Annotated in this window: 22 protein-coding genes; 11 read left to right on the forward strand and 11 right to left on the reverse strand. The window is 63.3% G+C overall.

Features of this window, described 5'->3' with window-relative positions; translation table 11 throughout:
- The first annotated feature begins 152 nt into the window (after positions 1–152).
- From HMPREF2734_RS00935 to HMPREF2734_RS00945, 3 genes are all read left to right on the forward strand, one after another.
- Complete coding sequence (locus HMPREF2734_RS00935) at positions 153–1,889, forward strand: ATP-binding protein (protein ID WP_070568504.1); 1,737 nt, start codon at positions 153–155, stop codon at positions 1,887–1,889.
- A gap of 213 nt (positions 1,890–2,102) precedes the next feature.
- Positions 2,103–4,946, forward strand: a complete 2,844-nt coding sequence (gene leuS / locus HMPREF2734_RS00940) for a leucine--tRNA ligase (RefSeq protein ID WP_070568373.1) — start codon at positions 2,103–2,105, stop codon at positions 4,944–4,946.
- Positions 4,947–5,408: 462 nt separating this feature from the next.
- Positions 5,409–6,461, forward strand: a complete 1,053-nt coding sequence (locus HMPREF2734_RS00945; RefSeq protein WP_070568375.1) for a DUF2189 domain-containing protein — start codon at positions 5,409–5,411, stop codon at positions 6,459–6,461.
- On the opposite strand, the gene HMPREF2734_RS00950 is transcribed toward HMPREF2734_RS00945, so the two are convergent.
- Complete coding sequence (locus HMPREF2734_RS00950; RefSeq protein WP_070568378.1) at positions 6,451–7,386, reverse strand: acrylyl-CoA reductase family protein; 936 nt, start codon at positions 7,384–7,386, stop codon at positions 6,451–6,453. The genes HMPREF2734_RS00945 and HMPREF2734_RS00950 overlap by 11 nt on opposite strands.
- Positions 7,387–7,421: 35 nt before the next feature.
- Here HMPREF2734_RS00950 and HMPREF2734_RS00955 point away from each other — a divergent pair, with 35 nt between their 5' ends.
- The 3 genes from HMPREF2734_RS00955 to HMPREF2734_RS00965 are packed head-to-tail and all read left to right on the forward strand — an operon-like array spanning position 7,422 to position 8,586.
- On the forward strand, positions 7,422–7,913 hold the full coding sequence (locus HMPREF2734_RS00955; protein WP_070568509.1) for a VanZ family protein: 492 nt from the start codon (positions 7,422–7,424) through the stop codon (positions 7,911–7,913).
- Positions 7,910–8,272, forward strand: coding sequence for a YidH family protein (locus tag HMPREF2734_RS00960; RefSeq protein WP_070452871.1), 363 nt, complete (start codon positions 7,910–7,912; stop codon positions 8,270–8,272). The genes HMPREF2734_RS00955 and HMPREF2734_RS00960 overlap by 4 nt, the downstream gene beginning before the upstream one ends.
- Positions 8,269–8,586, forward strand: coding sequence for a DUF202 domain-containing protein (locus tag HMPREF2734_RS00965; RefSeq protein ID WP_246816750.1), 318 nt, complete (start codon positions 8,269–8,271; stop codon positions 8,584–8,586). The genes HMPREF2734_RS00960 and HMPREF2734_RS00965 overlap by 4 nt, the downstream gene beginning before the upstream one ends.
- Positions 8,587–8,622: 36 nt before the next feature.
- Here HMPREF2734_RS00965 and HMPREF2734_RS00970 read toward each other — a convergent pair whose 3' ends face one another.
- From HMPREF2734_RS00970 to HMPREF2734_RS00990, 5 genes are all read right to left on the reverse strand, one after another.
- Positions 8,623–9,954 (reverse strand): IS1096 element passenger TnpR family protein, encoded by a 1,332-nt coding sequence (locus HMPREF2734_RS00970; RefSeq protein WP_070568381.1) that lies wholly within the window; start codon positions 9,952–9,954, stop codon positions 8,623–8,625.
- Positions 9,955–9,977: 23 nt separating this feature from the next.
- A complete protein-coding gene (gene dcuC / locus HMPREF2734_RS00975; RefSeq protein ID WP_070422071.1) occupies positions 9,978–11,402 on the reverse strand; it encodes a C4-dicarboxylate transporter DcuC in 1,425 nt (474 codons plus the stop codon).
- Positions 11,403–11,478: 76 nt separating this feature from the next.
- Positions 11,479–12,021, reverse strand: coding sequence for a pirin-like C-terminal cupin domain-containing protein (locus tag HMPREF2734_RS00980; protein WP_070484586.1), 543 nt, complete (start codon positions 12,019–12,021; stop codon positions 11,479–11,481).
- Between the two features lie 10 nt (positions 12,022–12,031).
- Positions 12,032–12,634 carry a response regulator gene (locus tag HMPREF2734_RS00985; protein WP_070568387.1) on the reverse strand — a complete coding sequence of 201 codons (603 nt, stop codon included), beginning with the start codon at positions 12,632–12,634 and terminating at the stop codon, positions 12,032–12,034.
- Entirely contained in the window at positions 12,631–13,782 is a 1,152-nt protein-coding gene (locus tag HMPREF2734_RS00990; protein ID WP_070568390.1) for a sensor histidine kinase, read from the reverse strand. The genes HMPREF2734_RS00985 and HMPREF2734_RS00990 overlap by 4 nt, the downstream gene beginning before the upstream one ends.
- A gap of 112 nt (positions 13,783–13,894) precedes the next feature.
- On the opposite strand from HMPREF2734_RS00990, the gene HMPREF2734_RS00995 reads away from it, so the two are divergent.
- Both HMPREF2734_RS00995 and HMPREF2734_RS01000 read left to right on the forward strand, forming a co-directional pair.
- Entirely contained in the window at positions 13,895–14,851 is a 957-nt protein-coding gene (locus HMPREF2734_RS00995) for an ABC transporter permease (protein ID WP_371440402.1), read from the forward strand.
- Entirely contained in the window at positions 14,851–15,498 is a 648-nt protein-coding gene (locus tag HMPREF2734_RS01000; protein ID WP_070450720.1) for an ABC transporter ATP-binding protein, read from the forward strand. Before HMPREF2734_RS00995 ends, HMPREF2734_RS01000 begins: the two co-directional genes overlap by 1 nt.
- Positions 15,499–15,550: 52 nt before the next feature.
- On the opposite strand, the gene HMPREF2734_RS01005 is transcribed toward HMPREF2734_RS01000, so the two are convergent.
- From HMPREF2734_RS01005 to HMPREF2734_RS01020, 4 genes are all read right to left on the reverse strand, one after another.
- On the reverse strand, positions 15,551–16,663 hold the full coding sequence (locus HMPREF2734_RS01005; RefSeq protein WP_070568511.1) for an MFS transporter: 1,113 nt from the start codon (positions 16,661–16,663) through the stop codon (positions 15,551–15,553).
- A gap of 81 nt (positions 16,664–16,744) precedes the next feature.
- Positions 16,745–17,599: a hypothetical protein gene (locus HMPREF2734_RS01010; RefSeq protein ID WP_070422066.1), complete on the reverse strand. Its 855-nt coding sequence runs from the start codon at positions 17,597–17,599 to the stop codon at positions 16,745–16,747.
- A 357-nt stretch (positions 17,600–17,956) separates the two neighbouring features.
- Positions 17,957–18,928, reverse strand: a complete 972-nt coding sequence (locus tag HMPREF2734_RS01015) for an NAD(P)-binding domain-containing protein (RefSeq protein WP_070568513.1) — start codon at positions 18,926–18,928, stop codon at positions 17,957–17,959.
- Positions 18,921–20,486 carry an NAD(P)H-hydrate epimerase gene (locus HMPREF2734_RS01020; RefSeq protein ID WP_070568395.1) on the reverse strand — a complete coding sequence of 522 codons (1,566 nt, stop codon included), beginning with the start codon at positions 20,484–20,486 and terminating at the stop codon, positions 18,921–18,923. The genes HMPREF2734_RS01015 and HMPREF2734_RS01020 overlap by 8 nt, the downstream gene beginning before the upstream one ends.
- A gap of 77 nt (positions 20,487–20,563) precedes the next feature.
- Here HMPREF2734_RS01020 and HMPREF2734_RS01025 point away from each other — a divergent pair, with 77 nt between their 5' ends.
- From HMPREF2734_RS01025 to HMPREF2734_RS01035, 3 genes are all read left to right on the forward strand, one after another.
- Positions 20,564–22,057: a DUF1846 domain-containing protein gene (locus HMPREF2734_RS01025; RefSeq protein ID WP_070422064.1), complete on the forward strand. Its 1,494-nt coding sequence runs from the start codon at positions 20,564–20,566 to the stop codon at positions 22,055–22,057.
- Positions 22,058–22,122: 65 nt separating this feature from the next.
- Entirely contained in the window at positions 22,123–22,464 is a 342-nt protein-coding gene (locus HMPREF2734_RS01030; RefSeq protein ID WP_070450708.1) for a helix-turn-helix domain-containing protein, read from the forward strand.
- Positions 22,465–22,474: 10 nt separating this feature from the next.
- Entirely contained in the window at positions 22,475–23,374 is a 900-nt protein-coding gene (locus tag HMPREF2734_RS01035) for an oxygen-dependent tRNA uridine(34) hydroxylase TrhO (protein ID WP_070568400.1), read from the forward strand.
- Here HMPREF2734_RS01035 and HMPREF2734_RS01040 read toward each other — a convergent pair.
- The gene (locus HMPREF2734_RS01040; protein ID WP_070422061.1) at positions 23,349–23,813 is read right to left on the reverse strand and encodes a hypothetical protein; all 465 of its coding nucleotides are present in this window, start codon (positions 23,811–23,813) and stop codon (positions 23,349–23,351) included. The genes HMPREF2734_RS01035 and HMPREF2734_RS01040 overlap by 26 nt on opposite strands.
- Positions 23,814–23,816: the final 3 nt, after the last annotated feature.

Here is a 23,816-nt window from a genome sequence, read left to right on the forward strand (position 1 = left end):
CCGAAAGATATAGAAAGATATCGGAACAATTCGCTGACCTGGGGAAACGTCTGTAGATGCCTGCCCCGCAAGCCCGCTATATCTTTTCTATATCTTTCAAATCCCAAAAACGGCCCCGAAAACAATTCCCTGGGGAAATGTACAATCGCACCATGGTTACAGAATCTGCCTGGGATGATCTTCTCCCAAACGTGCGTGATGCGCTTCAGGCGATCAATGACGGGGCAACGGCGGACTCGCAGGAGTCGCTCATCTTGGAGTTCAAGGAGGATCCCGCCGCTCGAGGGGGAGGACAGGCGGAGAGGGAGCGGTTCGTCGACAAGTTGGTGGATGAGGCCGTCTGCATGGCGAACGGGGAAGCAGCCATGGGGTACATCGTGGTGGGTGTCGCCGACAAGGTTCCCGGGAGGGAAGCGTTTACGGGTACCAAACTGGATGAAGAAAAGATCACTCACCGGATCTTCGTCAAGACCAATCCCAACATGAACGTCCAGGTCACGACGTTGGATGCGTGGGGCGCAAGGCTCGTTGTTATTCACGTCCCTGAAGCGCGGGCGTTGTACACGCGTAGCGACGGCGCCGCGAAGAAGCGCACCGCAGACGGCCAATTTTCCTGCAAGGAGATGACGGAAGAGGAGCGTCGCGCTATCGACGCGGCACGTCGCAACCCGGACTACTCAAACGGTCCAGCCGATATCTCGATAGACGACTTGCCGTTAGCGGTAGTTGAAGAAGCGCGCAGGATGCTCCGCGAACACCGCAGGACGCGCGGCCTCGATGCTGCCGTCCCTCAGACCACAGCAGGACTGTTGCGGGAACTTGGGCTTTTGCGTGACGACGGCAAACTTAAACGTGCCGGCGAAATTCTCCTGGCCAGTCCAGAACCAACGGACGTTGTTGTGCGCCACCTTTGGCGGACGTTGCCGGGTGAGGAACCCCGGGCGACGTTGATTTCAGACCCGGTCCTGCTGGCACTGCCCCGCCTTCGCCGACTGATCACCGAAAACGGTGACACTGAGATTGAACGGGTCCAGTTTGACGACGGTGAAGAGGTTGCCATCAGCCGTTTTCCCGAGCAGGCCGTTGATGAAGTTGTTGCGAATGCATTCATTCACCGCGACTGGCGACTGCCCGGCCCGGTGGTTGTCGAGCAGTCCAATCGAACGCTTAAAGTCACCTCCCCTGGCCCACTCCCGCCAGGTGTGACCCGGGACAAACTCCTATCTACGTCCTCGGTTCCGCGGAACAACCGGCTGATGGCGGCAATGCGCACGCTCGGCTTGGCCGAAGAAAGCTCTCGTGGTTTTGACCGTATGTGGGCGACCATGCTCCGAACCGGACGCAGTGAGCCGGAGGTTATCGCAACCGATGTGAACGTCCAAGTGATTCTGGCTGCACAAAAACCGGACGTGGACTTCATCAAGGGGCTGAGGCGGCTGTCGAAGCGTTACGGGGAGGTTGTCGTCGATAGTGTGGCGTCCTTGATTGTGTTGTGGCACCTCAACTCCGCAGCACTCATCACGGCAACGACCGCAGTGCAGAAAACCCAGCTCACTTCGCTTGAAGTTAGGGAGCTCATGGACGACCTTGTGGAGCGCGGCCTCCTCGATTCCGTAGCCGACGCAAACGAATGGACACTCAGCGGCGAGGCTCGGAAACTTCTCAACTTGGGCCAGGCTGGCGAACTGGCAACGGTAAGTATTCAGGAATGGATCGAAGCAAAGCTTCTCGACGGCGAAACCCTCCGGTCCGCCGACATCGCCGATCAAACTGGCGTCAGCGTTGCAGAGGCGGGCAGAATCCTGCGACACCTTCGAAGCCTCGGTAGGGCAAAGATTGATCCGGAAGGTCCCCCTCGTGGGCGTGGCACCCGCTGGATTCGCGCGTGAAACTGCGCAGAAAACAATTCCGAAAGATATAGAAAGATATCGGAACAATTCGCGGACCTGCGGCAACTGGCAAAACGGCTCGTCCAAACGCCCGCTATATCTTTTCTATATCTTTCAAATCCTAAAAACGGACCAGAAAACAATTCCCTGGGGAAATGGCGTTCGGGGCGGAGGTCGCAGATAAACAATGCCTGTTCACTACACTGCATAACCATGACTGAGGCGACCCCGCACCGCTATACGGCCGAGCTGGCCAATGAGATCGAGAAGAAGTGGCAGGCGTACTGGCGTGACAACCACACGTTTTACGCACCGAACCCGGTTGGTGATCTTGCTCCGCAAGCGTCGCAAGACCAGGTCGAGCTGCCCAAGGACAAACTCAACGTTCAGGACATGTTCCCCTACCCATCGGGTGCGGGGCTGCACGTCGGCCACCCGCTGAGTTACATCGCGACGGATGTGTACGCGCGCTACAACCGCATGCTGGGCAAGAACGTGCTGCACACCCTGGGTTATGACGCGTTTGGTCTGCCGGCGGAGCAGTACGCCATCCAGACCGGCACCCACCCGCGCACGACCACTGAGGCGAACATTGCCAACATGCGCCGCCAGCTGGCCATGTTGGGCCTCGGCCACGACCCGCGCCGCTCCGTTGCCACCACGGACCCGGAGTTTTATCGCTGGACGCAGTGGATCTTCCTGCAGATCTACAACGCCTGGTTCGACGAGGAGCAGCAGAAGGCCCGCCCGATTGAGGACCTCGTGCGTGACCTCATGTCCGGCGCTCGCCAGACCAAGGACGGCCGCAACTTCCGCGACCTGACCACCGAAGAGAAGCACAAGGCTATCGACGAGTTCCGCCTCGTCTACCTCTCCGACTCCATGGTCAACTGGTGCCCGGGCCTGGGCACCGTGCTGGCGAATGAGGAAGTCACCGCCGAGGGCCGCTCCGAGCGCGGCAACTACCCGGTCTTCCGCAAGCGTCTGCGCCAGTGGATGATGCGCATCACCGACTACTCCGACCGCCTGCTCGACGACCTTGACCTGCTCGAATGGCCGGAAAAGGTCAAGAGCATGCAGCGCAACTGGATCGGCCGTTCCCGCGGCGCGGACGTCGTGTTCGAATCGCCCGCCGGCGACATCACCGTCTTCACCACCCGCCCCGACACCTTGTTCGGCGCCTCCTACGTGGTGCTCGCGCCCGAGCATTCGCTTGTCGACGACCTCGTGGCCGACTCCTACCCCACCGACGTCGACACCCGCTGGATCAACGGCGAAGCCACCCCGCGCGCAGCCGTCGACGCCTACCTGCGCTCCATCGCCGCCAAGTCCGATGTGGAACGCCAGGAAAACAAGGAAAAGACCGGCGTGTTCCTGGGCACCTACGCGGTCAACCCGGTCAACGGCGAGCAGGTCCCGATCTTCATCGCCGACTACGTGCTCACCGGCTACGGCACCGGCGCCATCATGGCGGTCCCGGCCCACGACGAGCGCGACTACGAGTTCGCCACCGTCTTCGGCCTGCCGATTACGCCTGTTCTGGACGGCGACGTGTCCGAAGCCGCCTTCACCGGCGACGCCACCCACATCAACTCCGCCAACGAATCCGGCCTGGACCTCAACGGTATGGGTAAGGATGAGGCGATTGAAGCGGCCCTTGGGTGGGTCGTCGATAAGCAAAAGGGCTCCGAGAAAATCCAGTACAAACTGCGCGACTGGCTGTTTGCTCGCCAGCGCTACTGGGGCGAGCCATTCCCCATCGTGTACGACGAAAACGGCCAGGCGCACGGCCTGCCCGAGGACATGCTGCCGGTCGAATTGCCGCAGGTAGAGGACTACAACCCCGTCGCCTTCGACCCCGAAGACGCCGACTCCGAACCCGCCCCGCCACTGGCCAAGGCCACCGACTGGGTCGAGGTCGAACTGGACCTGGGCCACGGCAAGCAGAAGTACTGGCGCGACACCAACGTCATGCCACAGTGGGCCGGCTCCTCCTGGTACCAACTGCGCTACATCGACCCGACCAACACGGATGCGCTGGTGGATATCGAGAACGAGCGTTACTGGACCGGCCCGCGCCCCGAGGAGCACGGCGCCAACGACCCCGGCGGCGTTGACCTGTACGTCGGCGGCGTCGAACACGCCGTGCTGCACCTGCTCTACGCGCGCTTCTGGCACAAGGTGCTTTACGACCTCGGCTTTGTCACCTCCAAGGAGCCCTACCGCCGCCTGTTCAACCAGGGTTACATCCAGGCCTACGCCTACACCGACTCCCGCGGCGTCTACGTCCCCGCGGCCGAGGTCGAGGAGAAGGACGGCAAGTTCTTCTACCAGGGCGAAGAGGTCAACCGCGAGTACGGCAAGATGGGCAAGTCCCTGAAGAACTCTGTCGCACCCGACGAGGTTGTCGAGGACTACGGCGCCGACACCCTGCGCGTTTACGAAATGTCCATGGGCCCGCTCGACACCTCCCGCCCGTGGGCAACCAAGGACGTCGTCGGCGCACAACGCTTCCTGCAGCGCCTCTGGCGCCTGGTCGTGGATGAGGCCACCGGCGAGGTCACCGTGGTGGACGCTTCGTTGACGGAAGACGACCTCAAAGCCCTCCACCGCACCATCGCCGGCGTACGCGACGACTACGCCCACCTTCGCGACAACACCGTCGCCGCGAAACTCATCGAGTACGTCAACTACCTGACCAAGACCTACCCGTCGGGTGCGCCTCGCGACGCCGTCGAGCCGCTGGTACAGATGGTCTCGCCGCTGGCCCCGCACATCGCCGAAGAACTCTGGTCCCTGCTCGGCCACCCCGAGACCATCACGTTCGAGCCGTTCCCGGAGTTCGCCGAGCAATGGCTTACCGACGACACCGTCGAGGTCCCCGTCCAAATCAACGGCAAAGTCAAGGCCCGCATCGACGTGGCCACCGATGCCTCCAAGGAGGACCTCGAAGCCGCCGCCCTTGCCGACGACCGCGTCGCCGCCTTGGTGGACGGCAAGACCGTAGTCAAGGTGATCGCGATCCCGGGCCGCATGGTCAACCTCGTGGTCAAGTAAGGGTTTCTGCTCGGGTTCTGCTGCCCTACCCTTTCTCATACCCTTCCCAAAAAAGTTCCCCGGTTCGGCCGAATCCGGGGAACTTTTTTGTGCCCGCGCCGATCTGTCCTGGGCGTAGTGAATTTTCTTAGCCCGCCGGACGAAGAAAGTTCCCCGCCCGGGAACTATTTTGCCGGTGATGCCCAAAATGCCCGGCCTGCCTCACCCCGGGCGCCCCGCCGCCTCACCCCGACCCGCGGGCCCGGCCCCACCGCCCCCACCGCCCCGTCCGGCTGACAGATCACGGCGGAATCTGTCAGGCGCCGGTAAACGTGCAGGTCAGAAAACGTTCCTGACAGATTTTGCAGAGTTTGTCAGGAGGCGGCCCGGGCAGCGCCAACGTTCCGGCCCGGCGTCCCACCGCGCAGGGTTGTTAAACTCGGCTGGGCAAAACTGATACCTATCCGATGAAGGAATACATCAATGTCCACTCCGAACAATGACGGCTTCGAGCCGTATCCGCAGCATCCGCAAGGAAGCCACCCGGAGAACGATGGTGGTTACCCGAGCTACGACAGTTACGCCGACCCCGCCGACGCCGGCAACTACGCCGACCAAGCCGGCAACTACCAAAACGGCTACAGCGACTACAGCGCGTTTGAGGTCAATTCGGCGGCGTCGATGGCGGGCAACACGGCGTTGCGGTTCCATGGCCAGCAGTTGACGGACAACGTTCCGGGCGATGGTGTGAGCCCGCACCCGATTAACGACCCGGCGAATAACGGCTGGTCGCATGTGAAGGGCACCGGCAAGCTGAACATTTTGGAGGCGATCGGCTGGGGCTTCAAGACCGTGTTTGGCAACCCGAAGCTGTGGCTGCCGCTTGGCGTGGTTTACCTGCTGCTGAGTGTGGCGGTGCAGTTTGTGCCGACGGTGGGCACCTGGATTCAGGTGGGCGGCACGACGGTGTTCGGCCCGTGGATGATTGGTGCGGCGTTGCAGGCGACGTTGGCGCGCAACCTGAACTTCGGGGATGTGAAGTCGCCGACGTTTGGTAAGACGCTGGGCATGTCGGTGTTGTTGTCGGTCATCGCCATGCTTGGCATGACGGTGCTGCTGACGGCGCTGGGCATTGGTGCGTTTTCGGCGATCGATCCGACGATGATCCCGGAGAACCCGGAGGCGATCATGGATGACCCGGAGACGTTCTTTGCGGTGATGGGCCCGGTGATGGCGGCATTCGGCATTGGTTTGTTGGTGATGCTGCTGATCAGCCCGCTGTTTATGCTGCAGCCGTGGTTCGCGGGTGACAACAATGGCACGTTTGGCCAGGCGTTCACCGGCGGTTTCAAGGCGGGTGCGCGTAACTATGGCCGTCTGTTGGGCTTCGCGGTGTTGGCTGGTTTGATCAACCTCATTGGTGCGATCCCGTTTGGTCTTGGTTTGATTGTGACCTTGCCGGCGACGATGCTCGCGTTGGCGTACGGCTACCGGCAGATTTCGGCTGGTCCGGTGCCGCAGGAGCCTACAGCTTAACGACGACCCTTCCACCGCCCCGGCCCTCCAACAGGGCCTGGCCGGCTTCGATGACGCCATCCAATCCGATTGTTTCGGTGCGGATGGCGTTTGTGTTGAGGGAGGTGTCGAGGAGTGCCCAGGCTTCGTCGCGAAGGTCGTTGGGGGTGTCGACGGAGTTCACGCCGATCAGTTGGGTACCGCGCAGGATGAACGGCAGGACGGAGGCGGGCAGGTCGTTGCCGGCGGCCATGCCGCATGCGGTGGCGACGCCGCCCCAGCGCAGTTGGGCGAGCGCGTTGGCCAGGATGTCGGAGCCGACGGTGTCGATCACGCCGCCGAGGCGCGCCTTCTGCAGCGGTTTGCCTTTGCCGGTGAAGTCGGCGCGGTCGAGGATTTCGGTGGCGCCGAGTTCGCGCAGCCAGGTGCTGTGTTCGTCGATACGCCCGGTGAGCGCCCAGACCTCGTGGCCGCGCTCGGCGAGCAGTGATACGGCGATGGAACCGACGCCGCCGGTCGCTCCGGTGACCAGGATGGGTCCGTCCACGGAGTAGGAGGCGCGCTCGAACGCCGCGACGGAGAGCGCTGCGGTGTAGCCGGCGGTGCCGATGGCGGCGGCATCGTCGGCGGTGAAGCGGGATGGGATGCGGGTGATGTGGGTGTCGTCGATACGCACTTGCGGGGTGTAGCCGCCGTGACGGCGCTCCCCCAACCCACGGCCGTTCACCGTGACCAGCGTGCCGTCTTCGAGGGTGCCCACCGCGTCGATGCCGGGGACGCGCGGCAGTTCGCGCAGGACACCGCGGTTGCCGGACAGTGCCATTGCGTCTTTGTAGTTCAGCGACGAGTGCGAGACGTTGATCAGCGTGTCGCCTTCGCCGGCGTATTCATCGCGGGTTTCTACGATCTCGGGGCCATTGTCAGTAACCAGCAAGGTGCTATTCATGGTCGCCAGCCTAACGTGCGTCTACCGTGGGGCGGGTGAATACGACCAGAAGTACACCGGCAACGGTCGCCGCGGCAGTGGTGACTGTCGTTGTCGTGCTTGCGTTTACGGTGGGTAAGGCTTTCGTGTCGATCCCGGGAGTGTGGGCGGCGGAGTCGCACCAGATCAGTCAGATCCGGCTGAATCCGTTGCAGACGTTCACGTATGCGCGTGTGTGGTGGGGTCCGTGGTTGAACTTGTTCGGCAACATTGCGCTGTTCATTCCGGTGGGGTTCGTGGCGTATCGGGGCTCGATCGTGAGGGCGCTCGCGGCAGGCACGCTGTTCAGCCTGGGCATCGAGACGGCGCAGTACCTCGGCGGGTGGGGGTATAGCGATACGGACGATGTCATCTGCAACACGGCGGGTGCGTTGTTGGGGGCGGTGTGGGCGAGGGTGTCGTCGCAAAGAAACACGATTTTGTGGGTGATCGCTGCGGTTGGGGTGGTTCTCCTGACGGTGTATGCGGCGCTAGGGTTGAGCGCATGAGTGAGCGTGGTTGGTTTACCCGGCGGGTGTTTCCGGATGGCAACGAGCCGGATCCGCGTTTCACCTTGGCTAACGAGCGCACATTCCTCGCGTGGACGCGTACTGCGCTTGCGTTTTTGGCGGGCGGGATTGCGTTGGAGGCGTTTGAGCTTCCGCGTATCGACGACACCGTGCGCTCCATCGCCGCCGCCACCATCATCGTGATCTCAATGGCTATTTCTGCAGGTGCTGCGGTGCGTTGGGTACGGATCGAACGCGCCTTGCGCCACGGCAAACCAATCCCGGCGCCGGCGATCGTGCCGATTCTGGGCATCGGTGTGTTCGTCGCCGCAGTGGTGGTCGGGGTGAGCCTGCTGTGAGCATCGTCGTTGCGGACCCCGGCCTGCAGCCGGAGCGCACCGCGATGAGTTGGACGCGCACCGGCCTTGCCATGCTGGTGTGTGCGGCGACGCTGTTGCGCTGGGCGGATGCCTACCCGGAGTTAATTGTGTTCGCGGTGTGCGCGTTGTCGCTTGGCGCGGTGGCGATCGGGCTGCTGAACCGCCGGCTGTACAGGCGCGACGCATTTGCTCTTGCCGACGAGCGCAGCGCCCCGAACACCGCCCCCATCGCCATTCTCACCGCGATGATGCTGGGCATTGCCGTGGTGGGGCTCTACCTGGTGCTCGCCTGAGTTAACCGGGCGGGGCCAACCGGGCGGGGTCTAGACCTAGCCTTCGTAGTAGGCGCGGTGGAGGTGCATCATGGCGCGGCCTTCGTCGGAAAGCCCGGAGCGGCCCGGTTCGTACTCTTCGACGACGCAGAAGCCGTAAAGCCACGGGATGTAGTCGTCGATGTCGGGGTTGGGCTGGGGCTCGCCGATGAACCAGTCGACGGTGGCGCGCCACAGGTCTGCGCCCATGACGGATTCGAAGAAGCGGCGCAGGTTGTCGGCGTTGGCGGCGACGGCGTCGTCGCTGCTGAGGAAGGTCAGGCCCGCTTTGGTGGGGGTGAGGATTTCGTGGCGTTTCTTTAACAGGCCGGCGTCGAGAAGAAAATCGACGACGGTACCCGGGAACGGCAGCGCTGTGATGTCGCGGATCTCGCGGGATACCTCGGGGGTTAGCTCGCCCACGTTGTAGGGCACGCTGGCGATGAACAGGCTGATCAGGTCGCCGAACACCAAGGTCAGGGAGTTGGGGGCTTCGAGGTCATCGGTGTCGTCGAGAAGCCCTTCGAGCCCTTCGAGCCCTTCGAGCCCTGGCAGGCCGGCGAAGCCGGGCAGGCTGGCCAGTTCGGCGAGTTCGGGGAAATCGGTGCCTTCGCCGAGGACGGAGTTGAAGAAGTCGGTCACGGCCGAGATCATCGCCGGGTTGCGCTCCGGGTGGGGGTCCACGTCCAGGATTTCGCGCAGGCCGGGCTGGGAGTTGATGAAGTTGTCAAAGCGCTCCGCCAGGCCTAGACCCTCGGATTCGGCGGCGGCCATCTCGTCGAAAAACTGCTCCTCGGCGACGTTGGCCATGCGGGAGGCGACCGTGACCGGGTCGGCGAAGGTCAGCCGGTCCAGCATGCGCTCCGGCGGCATGACCGGCAGGAAGCTAAACAGCAAGGTGACGGTGTCCACGTCGGGTTCGATACCGGCGGCGAGCAGGCGGGCCTGGCGGCGGAACTCGGTCATCATGGCGGGGCCGTTGCAGGCTTCGATGACGTCGGGGCCGGCGGCGTCGACAAGCATCGGCGTTGGCGCATCGATGTGGGAGGGGCCGAGGACTTCGACGTGGATGGACCAGTCGGCCGCCGCGTCGTAAATGTAGGTCATCGGCTCCATCTCAGCGACCGTGATGGTGTCTTCGTGCTGCTCACCCGCACCGGGGCTTTCGGCGTATACCTCACGTTGCGTGCCGTGCTTGCCCACGAACAGGTGCGAGGACGCGCCGGAGAACCCGAGGGATGCGTCGATGACCTCGGCGAGCGCGCCGAGCGTCATGTCGGGGTCAACGTTGAAGCAACGTGAGATTTCCGGCGAAGAGTCTTCGACGGTGATCAGCACTGAGACAGTCATACCGGAAACAATACGGACTTTTGCTACACGACGAACAACAGCGCGCACACCACCGACGTGACCATGCCCGCTGCCAACGGCACGAGGGTGCGGCGCACCACGTCAACCGGGTTCACGTTCAGTGCGCCAGCGACGATAAGCACCGCAGCGTTGACCGGGGAAGCCTGGCGCATGGTGTTGGAGGCGGCCCAAATGGAGGTGAGCATCTGCGGGGCGGACACGGCGGAGTCGGCCGCGATGCCCGGCACCATTTCGGAGAACGCGAAGTACGGGGCCACGCCGGAGCCGGTGAGCATTGCCATGACAGAGGTGGCGATGACGAACACCAGCACCATCAGGATCGCAGCACCCGAGGACGCCTGGGCGAGGCTGGTCAGGCCCTCGATAACGCCCATCTGGGTGATGCCTTCCACCAGGATGGCGGCGGCGACGATCAGGGACACCACGCCTGCGGCGCCCTCGCCGAGGCCTTTGAAGAAGTCCTGGAGGGAATCCGCGGCGTAGTTCACGTCGCGCAGGCGGATGGCCTCGATGATCATGGTCAGCATGAGCGACACGACGGTCACGGGGAGAATGCCGGCCTCGAAACCGACGATGTCCAGGCGGTTCAGGATTGCGGAGACGATGATCAGCAGCAGCGGCATCAACGGCAAGATGGCGTAGAAGCCCGGCAGGCCCTCGGCGCGCTCCATGGCTTCGTGGATGCGGCGGTCGGACTCTTCGTGCTTCGCGGCCTCCAGGTCGGCCTCGCCTGCGGCGGCACCGGCTTTGACCAGGTCCTTCTTGTCGCAGCGGTGCTGCCACCACATGTGCACAAACGCGATGACGATCAGGCCCGGGATGGTGGCCTTAGCCACGTTGCCGAAGGTGAACTCGGTGACCGTCATGCCGGTCAGGTCAGCGGCCTGAATCAGGCCCGCCTCCAGCGGGGACGGGGCAATAGTGGAGGCCGTAGCGACGATCGCACCCACCGTCAGCGGAGTCAGCCCGGCAGCGATCAACGCCGGCATGAGCGTGGCCACGAGCAACAGCGCCAACGCACTGGCAGAGGGCACCACGAACGACAGCAGCGTCGCCACCAAGTAGCCGATGGGTACGAGCCAGTAGGAGCCGTTGAAGCGACGCAGCGGGCTAGACAGTGCCACTACGGTCTTTGCGTCGGCGCCGATGTGGCGCATGTAGCCGACGAAACCGAACAGCACCATAATTGCCATGCCGGTGCCGGCGAAACGGGACTTGAACAGGGCCTCGATGATGAGCAACTCGTCGTAGAACGCGTTGCCGGAAGATTCGAACTCGGTTGAGGCGTAGTCGATGCGGCCGGTTGCGGCGGCGATCATGAGCAGCAGCACACCCACCGCGAAGATGGCGGATGCGGCGTGGACTTTTTTGTAAATGAAGTAGCCGACGGCAGCGACGGCCAAGACAGCAATCAGAATATATAGCACTATCCGATTATTGCGCTGTTACCGCATGTCTGCACGGTAAGTGGTCTATATGTGGGCAAGATCTCCCCGGTTCGTGTTACTCGGGAAGACCACCCAACACCAGCACGTGGGTGAAATGCTCGGAACGGTTCTCCAAACCGAGCGTGCGCTCACCCGGACCAATGAGCATGTGGGAGTGAGAGACCACCGAGGAGCGGTTGACCTCGATATCGCCGTCGCAGGCAATGATGGCGTACTCGAAGTCAGGGTTGAGCGTCATCGCAAGTTCAGCGTCCGTGGCAAGCGTCATCTGCGCTGCGACACACGGCGTGAGCGTCTCAATTTCTCCTTTGCGGCCGAACATTTCACCGATGAACACGTACGCCTCGCCGGCGGTTCGAGTGGTCACGGTACGCAGCGGAAACGCCTCAGGTTCGGCGATTTGCTGGCGGGCGGGCAACGCATCTGCCTCGATGAACATCTGCCCTTGAGGGCGGTCCAAATCGTCGCCGGTACGCAGCGAGCCGTTATGGCGCCAGGTCAGGCTGGCCAAGCCAACTGGCGCGTCATGCGGGCCGCTGAGCCCCAGCAAGCAGGTACTGGCGCGCCAGGGCCCAGTATGCAGCTCGATGAAAGTCATACGGGACACACTAGATGATGCGACGCTGCCGAGCTTGCTCTACGGCAGCTGTTCTGTTGTCAACCCCCAGTTTTGAATAGATGTGGATCAGGTGGGTTTTCACCGTGGCTTGGGAGATGAAGAGCTGTTCGGCGATCTCCCGGTTCGACGCGCCCGTCTGCAGTGCGCGAAGCAGTTCAATCTCGCGGGCGGACAGAGCCTCGTCGGGGTTGACCAGACGGTCTGCCAGCACATTCGCCACTTGCGGAGAGAGCACGCGCTTGCGTTTCGACGCCTGCACCACCGCGTCATGCAATTCATCCTCCGGCGCGTCTTTGAGCAGGTAGCCCATCGCGCCGGACTCCACCGCCGCGACCACGTCGGCCTGCGTGTCGTAGGTGGTCAGGATGAGCACCGGCGGCCCGCCCGCCTTGACCAAACGGCGGGTCAGGTCGATTCCGGACGCGCCGGGCATCTGAATGTCGGAGACCACTACGTCCACGCCTTCGGGCACGTCGGCGTCGCCGTCGGCGGCTTCAGCCACCACTTCCATGTCGCCGAACGAGTTGAGAACGGCGCGAAGGCCGGCGCGGACGACCGGGTGGTCGTCGATAAGCATTACGCGCAGCGTCATTGCTCCTCCACAGGCAGTGTCGCGGCGAGGACGTTGCCCTCCACCGAAAGTTCCCCACCGATCTCCTCCACGCGGGCGCGCAGGCCCTTGAGCCCGTAGCCCTCCTTGCCGGAGATGCCGCGGCCGTTGTCAAAGACGTCGATGGTTGCGGTCGCGCCCAGCTTATCCACCGTGATCACCGCCTTAGATGCGCCCGCGTGGCGCACGATGTTGCTTAAGCCCTCGCGCACCATGCGCTCAGCTACCGACGCCGCCGGCTCCGGCAAATCCACCGCGTTGACCTGCACCTCCAGTGGCTCGCCGAGCGCGCGCTGGCGGTCCGACGCTGCCCGGGCAAGGCGCTCCAACCGCACCGGCAACGCCACACGCTGGGGTTTGTCTTCAACCGAGACCGTGTCCGCCGAATTGGCCTTGACAAAACGACGCGCCTCCGCCAGGTTGTCCGCAGCCGTCGAGCGAATCACGTCCAGGGTCTCGCGCGCCGCGGCGTCGTCGCCGAGCTGCTTATCCAGCGCGCGGCCGAGTAGCACGATCGAACTGAGCCCCTGCGCCATCGTGTCGTGCACCTCGCGCGCCAGGCGTGCTCGCTCCTGCGCCACGCCCGCCGCATGCTCCGCCGCGGCGCGCTCCCGCTGGGCCGAGCGCAGATCCTCCGCCATCTGCTTGTAGTGGTCGGCCTCCGCACGCAGCGCCCGGTACGCGTGCACGATGAACACCGCGAGCACCGTGCCTATCGACGGCCCCACCACCGCACCGATATTTCCACCCGGCGCTGCCACCGCCACCAGGGACACACACAGTAAGCCGGCCGCAGCGACCAATTCCCACCATCGCGGCAGGATCACACACGCCAACATGACCAGCGGAAACTCCAGCCACACGAAGTCCGCGGAAACCTGCACCAGCCCCACCCACAGCGCGGCCACAACCCCCAGCCACGCGTACGGCGCCCAACTTGGATAGGCCCGGCCCTCGTAGTGCCACACCGTGCCCGCCATGTACACAGCGGCGAAGACGGTGGAGAGAACGAGGCCGGGCAGGGGGTCGTCGATACGCAATTGCCCCATAAGACCCACCGCTAGCAATACGGCGACCAGCACGTGCAAGCTCACGCGTAACAAATCCAGAATCCGGGTCGTGGACAACATAGGACTGAGCGTAGATCAACCGATCGGTTGATTGGGATTTCAACCGCCCGCCCGATGTGGAACAGTGCAGGTCAAAGCCATAATCGGAGTCATGTTCGTAGGTTTGAGAGAAATGAAGTCGGCCAAGGGGCGCTTCGGGCTGATCGTGGGCACGGTCACCCTGATCACCCTGCTGGTGGTTGTGCTGACCGGCCTGACCGCAGGCTTGGGCAAGCAGAACACCTCAGCACTTGAAGCGCTCGAGCCGGAATCCGTTGTCTTCCAGGACCCGGAAGACCTGTCGTTTACCACCTCGCGTGTGGAGGCTCGCGACGGCATGACCCCGCTTGGCACCAGCCAAATGCTGCTGACCAAGGCAAACGGCGAAGACGCCGCAGTGTCCATCCTGTCCCTGCCGGAAGGCACCGTGCTGCCGGGCGGCCAGACGCTGGGCAAGGACGCGGTTGCCGCGCCGGGCCTTGAACTCAAGCAGGGCGAGGAGATCACCGTCGCCGGCAAGGCCATCACCGTCGGTGCAATCGGCGAGGACCTGGCGTTCTCCCACTCCCCTGTCCTGTGGGTGCCCACGGACTTTTGGAAAGAGATCATGCACACCGACGCCGACGGCACCGTGCTGCTCGCCGACCACGAGGTCGGCGGCGGTGTGTCGTTGAAGGAGTCCTTCGAGGGCCTGCCCGCGTACTCCTCTGAGCAGGGCTCCCTGAAGCTCATCCAGGGCTTCCTCTACGCCATCGCCGCGCTGGTGATCGTCGCGTTCCTCACGGTGTGGACGATGCAGCGCGGCCGCGACCTAGCCATCCTGAAGGCCATCGGCGCATCGAACAAGTACCTGCTCAAGGACGCACTCGGCCAGTCCGCGGTGCTGCTCGGCGCAGGTGCGCTAATCGGAGGCGTGGTCGCCTTCGGCCTCGGGCTGGCGATGCAGGGCGCTGCACCGTTCTCCCTGACCGCACTCACCGCCGTCGCCCCGCCAGTTGCCATCTGGGCGCTCGGCATGGTCGGCGCGCTGATTGCCACCCGCTCCATTACAAAAGTTAACCCGCAGCAGGCCCTTGGAGGTGCCGCATAATGCTTGAACTGAAAAATGTCACCGTCGCCTTCCAGGACGGCCAGGAAATGCGAACCGTGCTGGACAACATGAACTTCACCGCCAAGCCCGGCGAGCTGACCTTCATTGTTGGCGAGTCCGGCTCCGGAAAATCCACCATGCTTTCCGTCGCCGCGGGCCTGATCACACCGGATTCCGGCACCGCCACCCTCAACGGCGTTGAGGTGAACAACGATGTGCGCCGCGACAAGATCGGCATGATCTTCCAGCAGGCCAACCTGATCGCCGCGCTCAACGTTCGCGACCAGCTGCTGGTCACCGACGACATCCGCGGGATCAAGCCGCGCCCCGACCGTGCCGACGAGCTCCTGGCCAAGGTCGGCCTCGAGGGTCTTGGCGATCGCCGTATGGGCGAACTCTCCGGCGGTCAGCGCCAGCGCGTCGGCATCGCCCGCGCGTTGATGGGTGAGCCAGAGCTTTTGCTTGCCGACGAGCCCACCGCCGCCCTCGACCACGACCGCTCCCAAGAGATTGTGAAATTGCTGCGTGACCTGGTTGAAGAGCGCAACATTGCCTGCGGGTTTGTCACCCACGACCGCTCGCTGATCAATCCGCGAGACGAGGTCTTCGAGGTTGGCGTCAACGCACGCACCCCGGTCTACGCATAAGACTGCGCTTATATGTCTGGGGTTTGTATGTCTGGTGCTTCAATCGCTGGCGCTAGCGCAGGAGCGTGCGCGACCACAGCGCCAGCACCGTAAACGCCAGCGCGCCGAGCACGCCGGTAGAGATCAGGGTGCCGGACAAGTAGCCCGCATCCACCACCGCAGCACCAACCGCGGAACCGGATGCGATGCCGACCTGGAAGGTGACCACGTACACCGAACTTGCCAGGTCCTGGTTGCGCTGGCCTGCGTGCAAGAAGATGGTGGTGGCCACCGTGGGCAGCGCACCGGCGGCCATGCCGAACACGGCGATCACCGCGAACATGCCTAGGCCGCTTCCGGCACCGAGCGCGAGCAAACCTGCGATGGCGGACACCACCATCACGGCAGCGGCCAGGGCATTGAGCCGGATCATTCGGCTATCCACCCTCCGGCCGGCGATCGTGATGCCGACCAAGCCCGCGATGCCGTACAGGGACACGCCGAACGGCACATACGCGTGGCCGGCGGTGCCCTCCACCAGCAGCGCCAAGTACGTAAAGGTGGAGAAGATACCCGTCACCGCGAGCAGCACGTACACCACAAGCGAAGGGATGGCGGACTTCGTGTTCGTCGCCTTCGCCCTGTTCGCCGGTGGCACCGCCGGCAGACTTGGCAGGGTGGCGATCAGGGTGACCAGCGCGCCGATCGTCGCTACGCCAAGCACCCACGTGGATGCCCGCCAGCCGATCATCGTGCCCAACGCAGTGGTCAGCGGCGAGCCAGCAACCAGCGACAAGGTAGAGCCGATGGACACCGCAGCCACCGCTTTACCTGTCTGCCCGGCGGGAGCGATGCGTGCCGCCATCGGGTTGACCAGCGACCAGAACACGCCGTGTGTAAATGCTGCGGTGACGCGCCCGGCCACCAGCATCCAGTAGTTGCTGGCTGTTGCCTGCAGCACGATCCCGCCGAGGAGAAACGCCAGAGTGGCGATAAGCAGCGGACGCCTATTGACGCTACGCGTGAAGTGGATCAGCGGGATGGTCACCACTGCGACCAAGCCCGCATAGACGCTCATGAGGAGGCCAATTTGGCCTTCGGAGACGCCGAGGTCTCGCGCCATCGGGGAGATGAGCCCCACCGAGAACATCTCGAAAGTGACATAAACAAAGGCGGCGAAACTCATCGCCGCCAGTGGTACGAAGGGGAATTGGCCCGGGGTTTTCTGGGGGGTTTTCGCGGTGTTGGACACCGCGCCAAATTACGCCTATCGCCCGCCCATGACAAATGCTGCCCCAGCGCCACCAATGATTGTCAACAGAGCGACGACGATGCCGATGATCGCACCGACAGGCATCGACGCTTGTGGTTCGTTCTTCTGGCGCTCAACCGAGGTGGAGAAGTCAACGCTGATGTTGGTGGTGGTCTTCGACTCAGTCGGTGTGGACGGCTCTGTGGTCTTGCCAGGCTTGTCCTTGCCGCGCTGTACCGGTGGCACGTCGTACGGAGTGGTCGGCTTGGGAGCGACGGGCAGGGTGACCGAGCCGCCACCATTGGCGCAGGCCTCGCGTGCCTTCTTGAAGGCATCGCGGAACTGTGCCGCATTGACCGAGCCGATGGCTTCCTTGGACGAGGCGTGCGCGTTTACCCACTTTTTGCGCTGGTCTGCCGGCATGTCTGCCAGAGCGCCCTCGAGAAGCCTGTCGCTAATTTCCTGTGGGAAAGCGGGGTAAATGTCGCGTGGGTCAGTGGCGCTGATGGTGCCACTTTCAAGGGCGTCATCCACAACGCGCCAGAACTCAACATGATCCAGCGCCAGTCCGTCTTCGCTGGATACCAGCACGCTGTTCATGATTTCGGTGAAGTACCACTTTGCGCCTGCCGGATCTACATTTGCGGCAGTAGCGATGCGGTCTTCCCAACGGGCGGTTTCAGCGTTGCGGTTGGCATGGAACTGCCTGAAGTATGGGCCGTTGAATGCTTCGAGGAATTCTTGTGCGATGGGCGCAGCTTCCGGGAACGCTACCTCGAAGGCGTTGGTCCACTGCTGTTTTTGCTGCGCTTGGGGGCTCCTAAGGTCTCGCGGCAATGCTGCGGCGAAATCCTTTTCTGCAATGCTCATTTGCAATGAGCACACGCCGTTAATGGGCTTGCCTACAGTGGCCGCGTCGGCGGAGGGCACGGCAGTGGCAGCCGCTGCTGTAGTAGCTGTCAGGGCAAGCGCTGCGATCCTCCGTTTATTTAACACATAAGTAAGCGTAGCGCAGATGTCCAACTATTCACCCTTCGTGAGTAGGGTGACCTGCGTCTCAAGTACGGGCCAGTCCGTGCTTAATTAACGTACGTGCTGGTTGGAGAAAGCTGAGTTAGTGCTACTCAGGAAACTCTCATGTAACGAAAAGGTGAATGTATCCCCGAAAAGGGCTATTTTTCCACGTCAAGGCCTAAATAACACCTATGTAATTTTGTCGAAGCGTGCTTACCTGCGACGGTGTGCGCCAACAGAATCGGCGATCCGAGCCGCAATATCGCGGGCAAACGGGCTCACCCCTCGAATCGTTCCGGCACCCGGTCCGTTGATGTTGTCAAACCCCAACACGTACAAACCAGGCGTGTCCCGGGGCAGCCCGCGGATAGGCCCGAGGGCCGGACGAAACCCGGTTGCCCAGATGATCACGTCGGCGTTCACCTCGTCGAGCGAACCCACCATCGGACGCGCCTGAAGCAGGCCGGCGTCGCGCGCTCGGCGCACCTCCGGTACGACGACGATCTCTCCGCCGAAGTCCACCCCGCCCGGATCTGGCTCCCCCTTCGCAATCGCAGTGAGGCGCTCACGATTGCGGCGAAACAGCGTGGAACCGTCCACGTCGTCCGGCATGAAACCCGGTGCAGAACGTGTCAGCCACTGCGCCTCCACCCCATTGAGCACGAGGTCTGCTGTGATCTGCGCACCCGAGTTACCGCCACCGACGACCGCGACGCGCTGGCCTGCGAAATCTCCCGGTCGCGTGTAGTGCGCCGAGTGCAACTGCCTGCCCGAGAACTCACCCGGCACAAACGGCACGAACGGCGCCGACCAGATCCCGGTTGCAACCACCACGTTGCGGGCGTGGAGGTTTTGGGGGCGGATGGTGAAGCCAGTGTCGTCGATAAGCACACGCTCCACACGCTGCCCACGGCGAATGGGAAGGTCGTAGCGGGCCTCGTAGCGCGTTAAATAATCGACGACATGATCACGCGGCGGATACCCATCAAACGAAGGCATCGGCCAACCCGGCAGGTTGGAAAACTCCGCGCGCGAAAACAGCGTCAGCGAGTCCCAGTAGTTCGGCCACGCCCCACCGGGAACGTCGGCGGCGTCCAGAACCGTGAAGTTCACGCCATATCTGCGCAGGTAATACGACACGGCAAGGCCGGACTGGCCGCCGCCGATCACGACCGCATCAAGCATCATTTCGCATCTTCGCGGTTGCGGGACGGATGAACTCGGCGATCCGGCTCGCTGGCGCCGTCGCGTCACCGTACGCAGTAGCAGCGGCCAGTTTCGCAGCCAAAGCGTGCACGGCCACCGCGCCGGCGAGTGCGACCTCCTCCCATAGCCGCTTGGCATGCATAAGCGCCAGATGTGCCCCCGCGATGCCCGCGAGCACATCGCCCGATCCCGGAGTCGCCGCCCAGGAATGCCCCGCGTCGATCGCGTACGCCGTGTACGGGTCGCCCTCGTGCGCAATCACCGTCACCCGCCCCTTGCGTACCACCGTGCACTGCAGCGCGGCGGCCAGGGCGATGGTCTCCGCCATGCGATCGCTCTCCCCCACGTCGGCGGCTTCACACAGCCGGGCGAACTCGCCGTCGTGCGGGGTCAGCACGGTCATCTGTTCGCGCTTGGCCACCTGTTCGCGCAGGTTGGGGTGTTGGGTGAGGAGGGTCAGGCCGTCGGCGTCGATAAGCACTGGCACCTCTTGGCCGAGCACCCACCGCAACTCCGCCGCCGCAGCCTCGTCGGTGCCCGCGCCCGGCCCAAACACCCACGCCTGCACCCGGCCAGCATCCTGGAGCGTGTGCGTAGCGACGACCTCCGGATGCGCCCGCACCACCTCCACCGCCTGCGGGCCGGCGTAGCGCACCATCGCCGGTGTGGCGTTCACCGCGCCCGCAGTAGACAGGATAGCCGCGCCGGGATACCCATCGCTGCCTGCGCGGATGCCGACCACACCGCCGGTGTACTTGTCGTCCTCAGGCCCCGGCGCGACGTCTTGCAGCGGTGGCTGCCACAGGGTCTGTATCCCGTCGGGCCACTTCTGCTCCGGCAGCACCGCCCGGTTTGCAATCAACAGCGGCGGGCCATCCTCTGCCCACAAGGTGAGTTGGTCGCCGAGCGTTTCGTGCAGGCGCTTGCCCGGCAATCCGATGTCGGCGAGCAACTGCACCCCGCACGCTGGCGACAGCCCGTGGGCGCGGCGCAACCCGCCGAAGGTGACCGTCACATCGGCGTTGACGTGGCACTGCCCTGCCCAGCCGGTGTCGGCCTCCACGCCGGTGGGCACGTCCACGGCCAGCACTTGGGCGTTGAGTGCGTTGGCTAACTCGACTGCGGGGCGAAGGTTCTCGCGTACCTCGCCGGTCGCGCCGATGCCCGTCATCGCATCGATAACCAAGGCGTAGTCCTGCCATTGTTCCGGGAGGTCCTCCAGCACTACCCCGCCGGCTGCCGTGAACGCCTGCAGGGCACGCTCCTGCGCCGAGCCTGTGGGCAACACCGCATCCACCCGGTGGCCTGCCAGCAACAACTCCGCGCCGGCGTAGAGGCCGTCTCCCCCGTTGCCGCCAGGCCCTGCAAGCACGAGCACCCGGGCGCGTGCCTCAGTACCTTCAGCGAGCATCACGTTGGCTACCTCCGCCACGGCGTGGGCAGCGGATTGCATCAACTGGTCTTCGAACTCCTGCGCCGCAAGCAGGGGTGCTTCCGCAGCTCGGATCTGGTCGGCGGTAAACGTGGAGGAAAACATGCCTGCCACCGTAGCGCTACCACCGTGTGGAGGTAGCGGGGTGCGTGGTGTCGCAGCAAAGCAATAGAATTGCGCGCATGCCGTACACGACCGGTTTTGACCGCGAAAAATACATTGCAATGCAGTCCGAGCACATCCAAGCGCGGAGAGCCGAGGTAGGCGGCAAACTCTACCTGGAGATGGGTGGGAAGCTTTTCGACGACAACCACGCCTCCCGTGTTCTCCCCGGATTCACTCCGGATAACAAAATCGCCATGCTTGACCGCATCAAGGACGAAGTGGAAATTGTCATCTGCTTCAACGCTGGTGATGTCATCCGCCAAAAAGTGCGCGCTGACCTGGGTATTACATACGAAGATGACGTGCTGCGTCTTGTGGATGTGTTCCGCGACCGCGGATTCCTCGTCGAAAATGTGGTGTGCACCCAACTCGACGGCCACAACCGCACCGTGGAGGCGTTCCTCGAGCGTCTTTCCCGCCTTGGCCTGAAGGTGTCGCGCCACTACATGATCCCTGGCTACCCCAACGACACCGCCAAGGTGGTCAGCGAGGAAGGGTTTGGCCGCAACGACTATGTGGAAACCTCCCGCGACCTGATTGTCATGACCGCGCCGGGACCTGGCTCCGGCAAACTGGCCACCTGCCTGTCGCAGGTCTACCACGAGAACCAGCGAGGCATTGCCGCAGGTTACGCCAAGTTTGAGACGTTCCCCATCTGGAACCTGCCACTCTCCCACCCGGTGAACCTAGCCTACGAGGCGGCCACCGCGGACCTGGACGATATCAACGTGATCGACCAGTACCACCTCGACGCCTACGGGGAGAAGGTCACCTCCTACAACCGCGACATTGAGGTCTTCCCGCTGCTGAAGACGCTGCTGCGTGAGGTTACGGGCACCGAGCCGTACCAGTCCCCGACCGATATGGGTGTCAACATGGCGGGCTATTGCATTTCCGACGACGAGGCCTGCCGCCACGCCGCCCAGCAGGAAATCATTCGCCGTTACTTTGCATCGCGTGTCGATGAACGCCGCATCGGCTCCGACTCCTCCATCTCTGACCGTGTGATGAACGTGATGCGCAAGGCGGATCTCTCTGTGCAGGACCGCGTTGTGGTTGCCCCTGCGCTCGACGTCGCGGAGGCGACCGGCAAGCCGGGTGCGGCACTTGAGTTGCCAGACGGCCGCATTGTCACCGGTAAGACTTCTGACCTGCTCGGACCTTCGGCTGCGGTGCTGCTCAATGCCCTGAAGCAGCTCGCGGGTATCGACGACGATGTGCACCTGCTCTCCCCCGACTCCATCGAGCCGATCCAGTCGCTGAAGACCCGCCATCTGGGTTCGGTCAACCCGCGCCTGCACACCGACGAGGTACTGATTGCCTTGTCCGTGTCGGCGGCGTCGAACCCGGACGCGGCGCTCGCGTTGGATCATCTGAAGTCGCTTCGTGGTTGCGATGCTCACATCACGGCGATCCTTGGTTCTGTGGACGAGGGCATTTTCCGCAATCTTGGCGTGCTTGCAACGTCTGAGCCGCAGTACTGGCGAAAAGGGCTGTACCACAAACGCTAAGAAAATCTTAGATTTCTTCTTTAAAACGGCTCCGCTCGTTGTATTTGTGGTTTATGGTCGCCTGTATGCCTGTACAACAACCGCCGGTGGAGACCGCGTTGGCTCAGCTCAACGACGGCATTGCTGCCGCCCGAGCTGACCAGCGTGAGGAAGTCACGCTACCCAAACAGACCGCTGCCTGGATCCGTGATCTGCTCGAGGATCTTGCGGAGGGGCGCCTCATGCGCCCACCCAGCCCCGAAGATGAAATGACCACCCAGCAGGTAGCTGACCTGCTCAACGTGTCTCGTCCTTACGTGGTCAAGCTTATCGACGAAGGCACACTGCCCGGCCACAGAGTCGGTACACACCGCCGCGTGTACACGCGCGACGTATACGCCTACAAAGAACGGACCCGCTCGACGTAGACTGCCAGGCATGACCAGCAAAATCCTGCTCTACTACAAGTTCCAGCCCATCGCCGACCCGGACGCGGTGCGTCTGTGGCAACGCGACCTGTGCGAAGGGCTCGGCCTGACCGGCAGGATTATCGTCTCCGAACACGGCATTAACGGCACCGTCGGCGGCGACATCCGCGCCTGCAAAACCTACGCGAAGAAGACCAAAGAGTACTTCAAAGGCATCGAGTTCAAGTGGTCCGAAGGCGGTGCCGAAGACTTTCCGAAACTCAGCGTCAAAGCCCGCGACGAGATCGTGGCGTTTGGCGCACCGGGGGAGCTGAAGGTTGATGAAAACGGTGTGATCGGCGGCGGAAAACACCTCACTCCGCAGCAGGTCAACGAGTTCGTGGAGGCCAACCCGGACGTGGTCTTCTTCGACGGGCGCAACACCCGCGAGGCCGAGATCGGACGGTTTAAAAACGCGGTGGTGCCAGATGTGGAAACCACTCACGACTTCATCAAAGAGCTCGAGTCCGGCAAGTACGACTGGATGAAGGACAAGCCGGTCATCTCGTACTGCACCGGCGGCATTCGCTGCGAGGTGCTGTCCAGCCTGATGATCAACCGCGGGTTCGAAGAGGTCTACCAAATCGACGGCGGCATCGTCCGCTACGGCGAAGCCTTCGGCAACTCCGGCCTGTGGGAGGGCTCCCTCTACGTGTTCGACGACCGCATGCACACCGAATTCGGTTCCGCGGACGACCCGGACTACGTCCAGCTCGGCCACTGCGTGCACTGCGGGGAGGCGACCAACCAGTTCTACAACTGCGCCAACGAGCCGGAGTGCCGCCAGCAGTACTTAAGCTGCGAGGCCTGCCGGGAGAAGAACCCGTACTGTGCGCAGTGCGCAACTACATCGTCGCCAGCATCCCAATAGTCAGAATTAGCCACGCCATGGTGAACGGCACGAGCGGGATCCAGAACACGCCCATCCACGGGATCCAGCGCTCGTAGCGGTTGAGTTTGCGCACCATGATCACCGCGCAGCCGATCAGGCCGGCGATCGGTGGGAGAGAGGTGACTACAGCCCAGGTGGTGCGCCAGGTTGGGGTGCACAGCCAGGTGGCGTCGCCGTCGCTGCACAGCGGCCCGCCCTGCAGGCGGGCGACCAGGCCTAACACAAACGCCAACAGGAACGTCACCCCAACGGTGCCCAGCGCCCACGTGATCGCCTGACGGGTGGAGCGCTTATTGCGCCGGTCTACCTCCAGCGGATCCGGGGCATCCGCCAACTCATCAAAGGAACGGGGCTCCGGGCGAACGCGGGAAAAGCGGTCGGCGGGGGAGTGCAGGTCGTTTTCAGGATGGTCGCGCATACG

The organism is Corynebacterium sp. HMSC055D05 (assembly GCF_001810365.1).
In the GTDB taxonomy this organism is placed as follows: Bacteria; Actinomycetota; Actinomycetes; order Mycobacteriales; family Mycobacteriaceae; genus Corynebacterium; species Corynebacterium coyleae.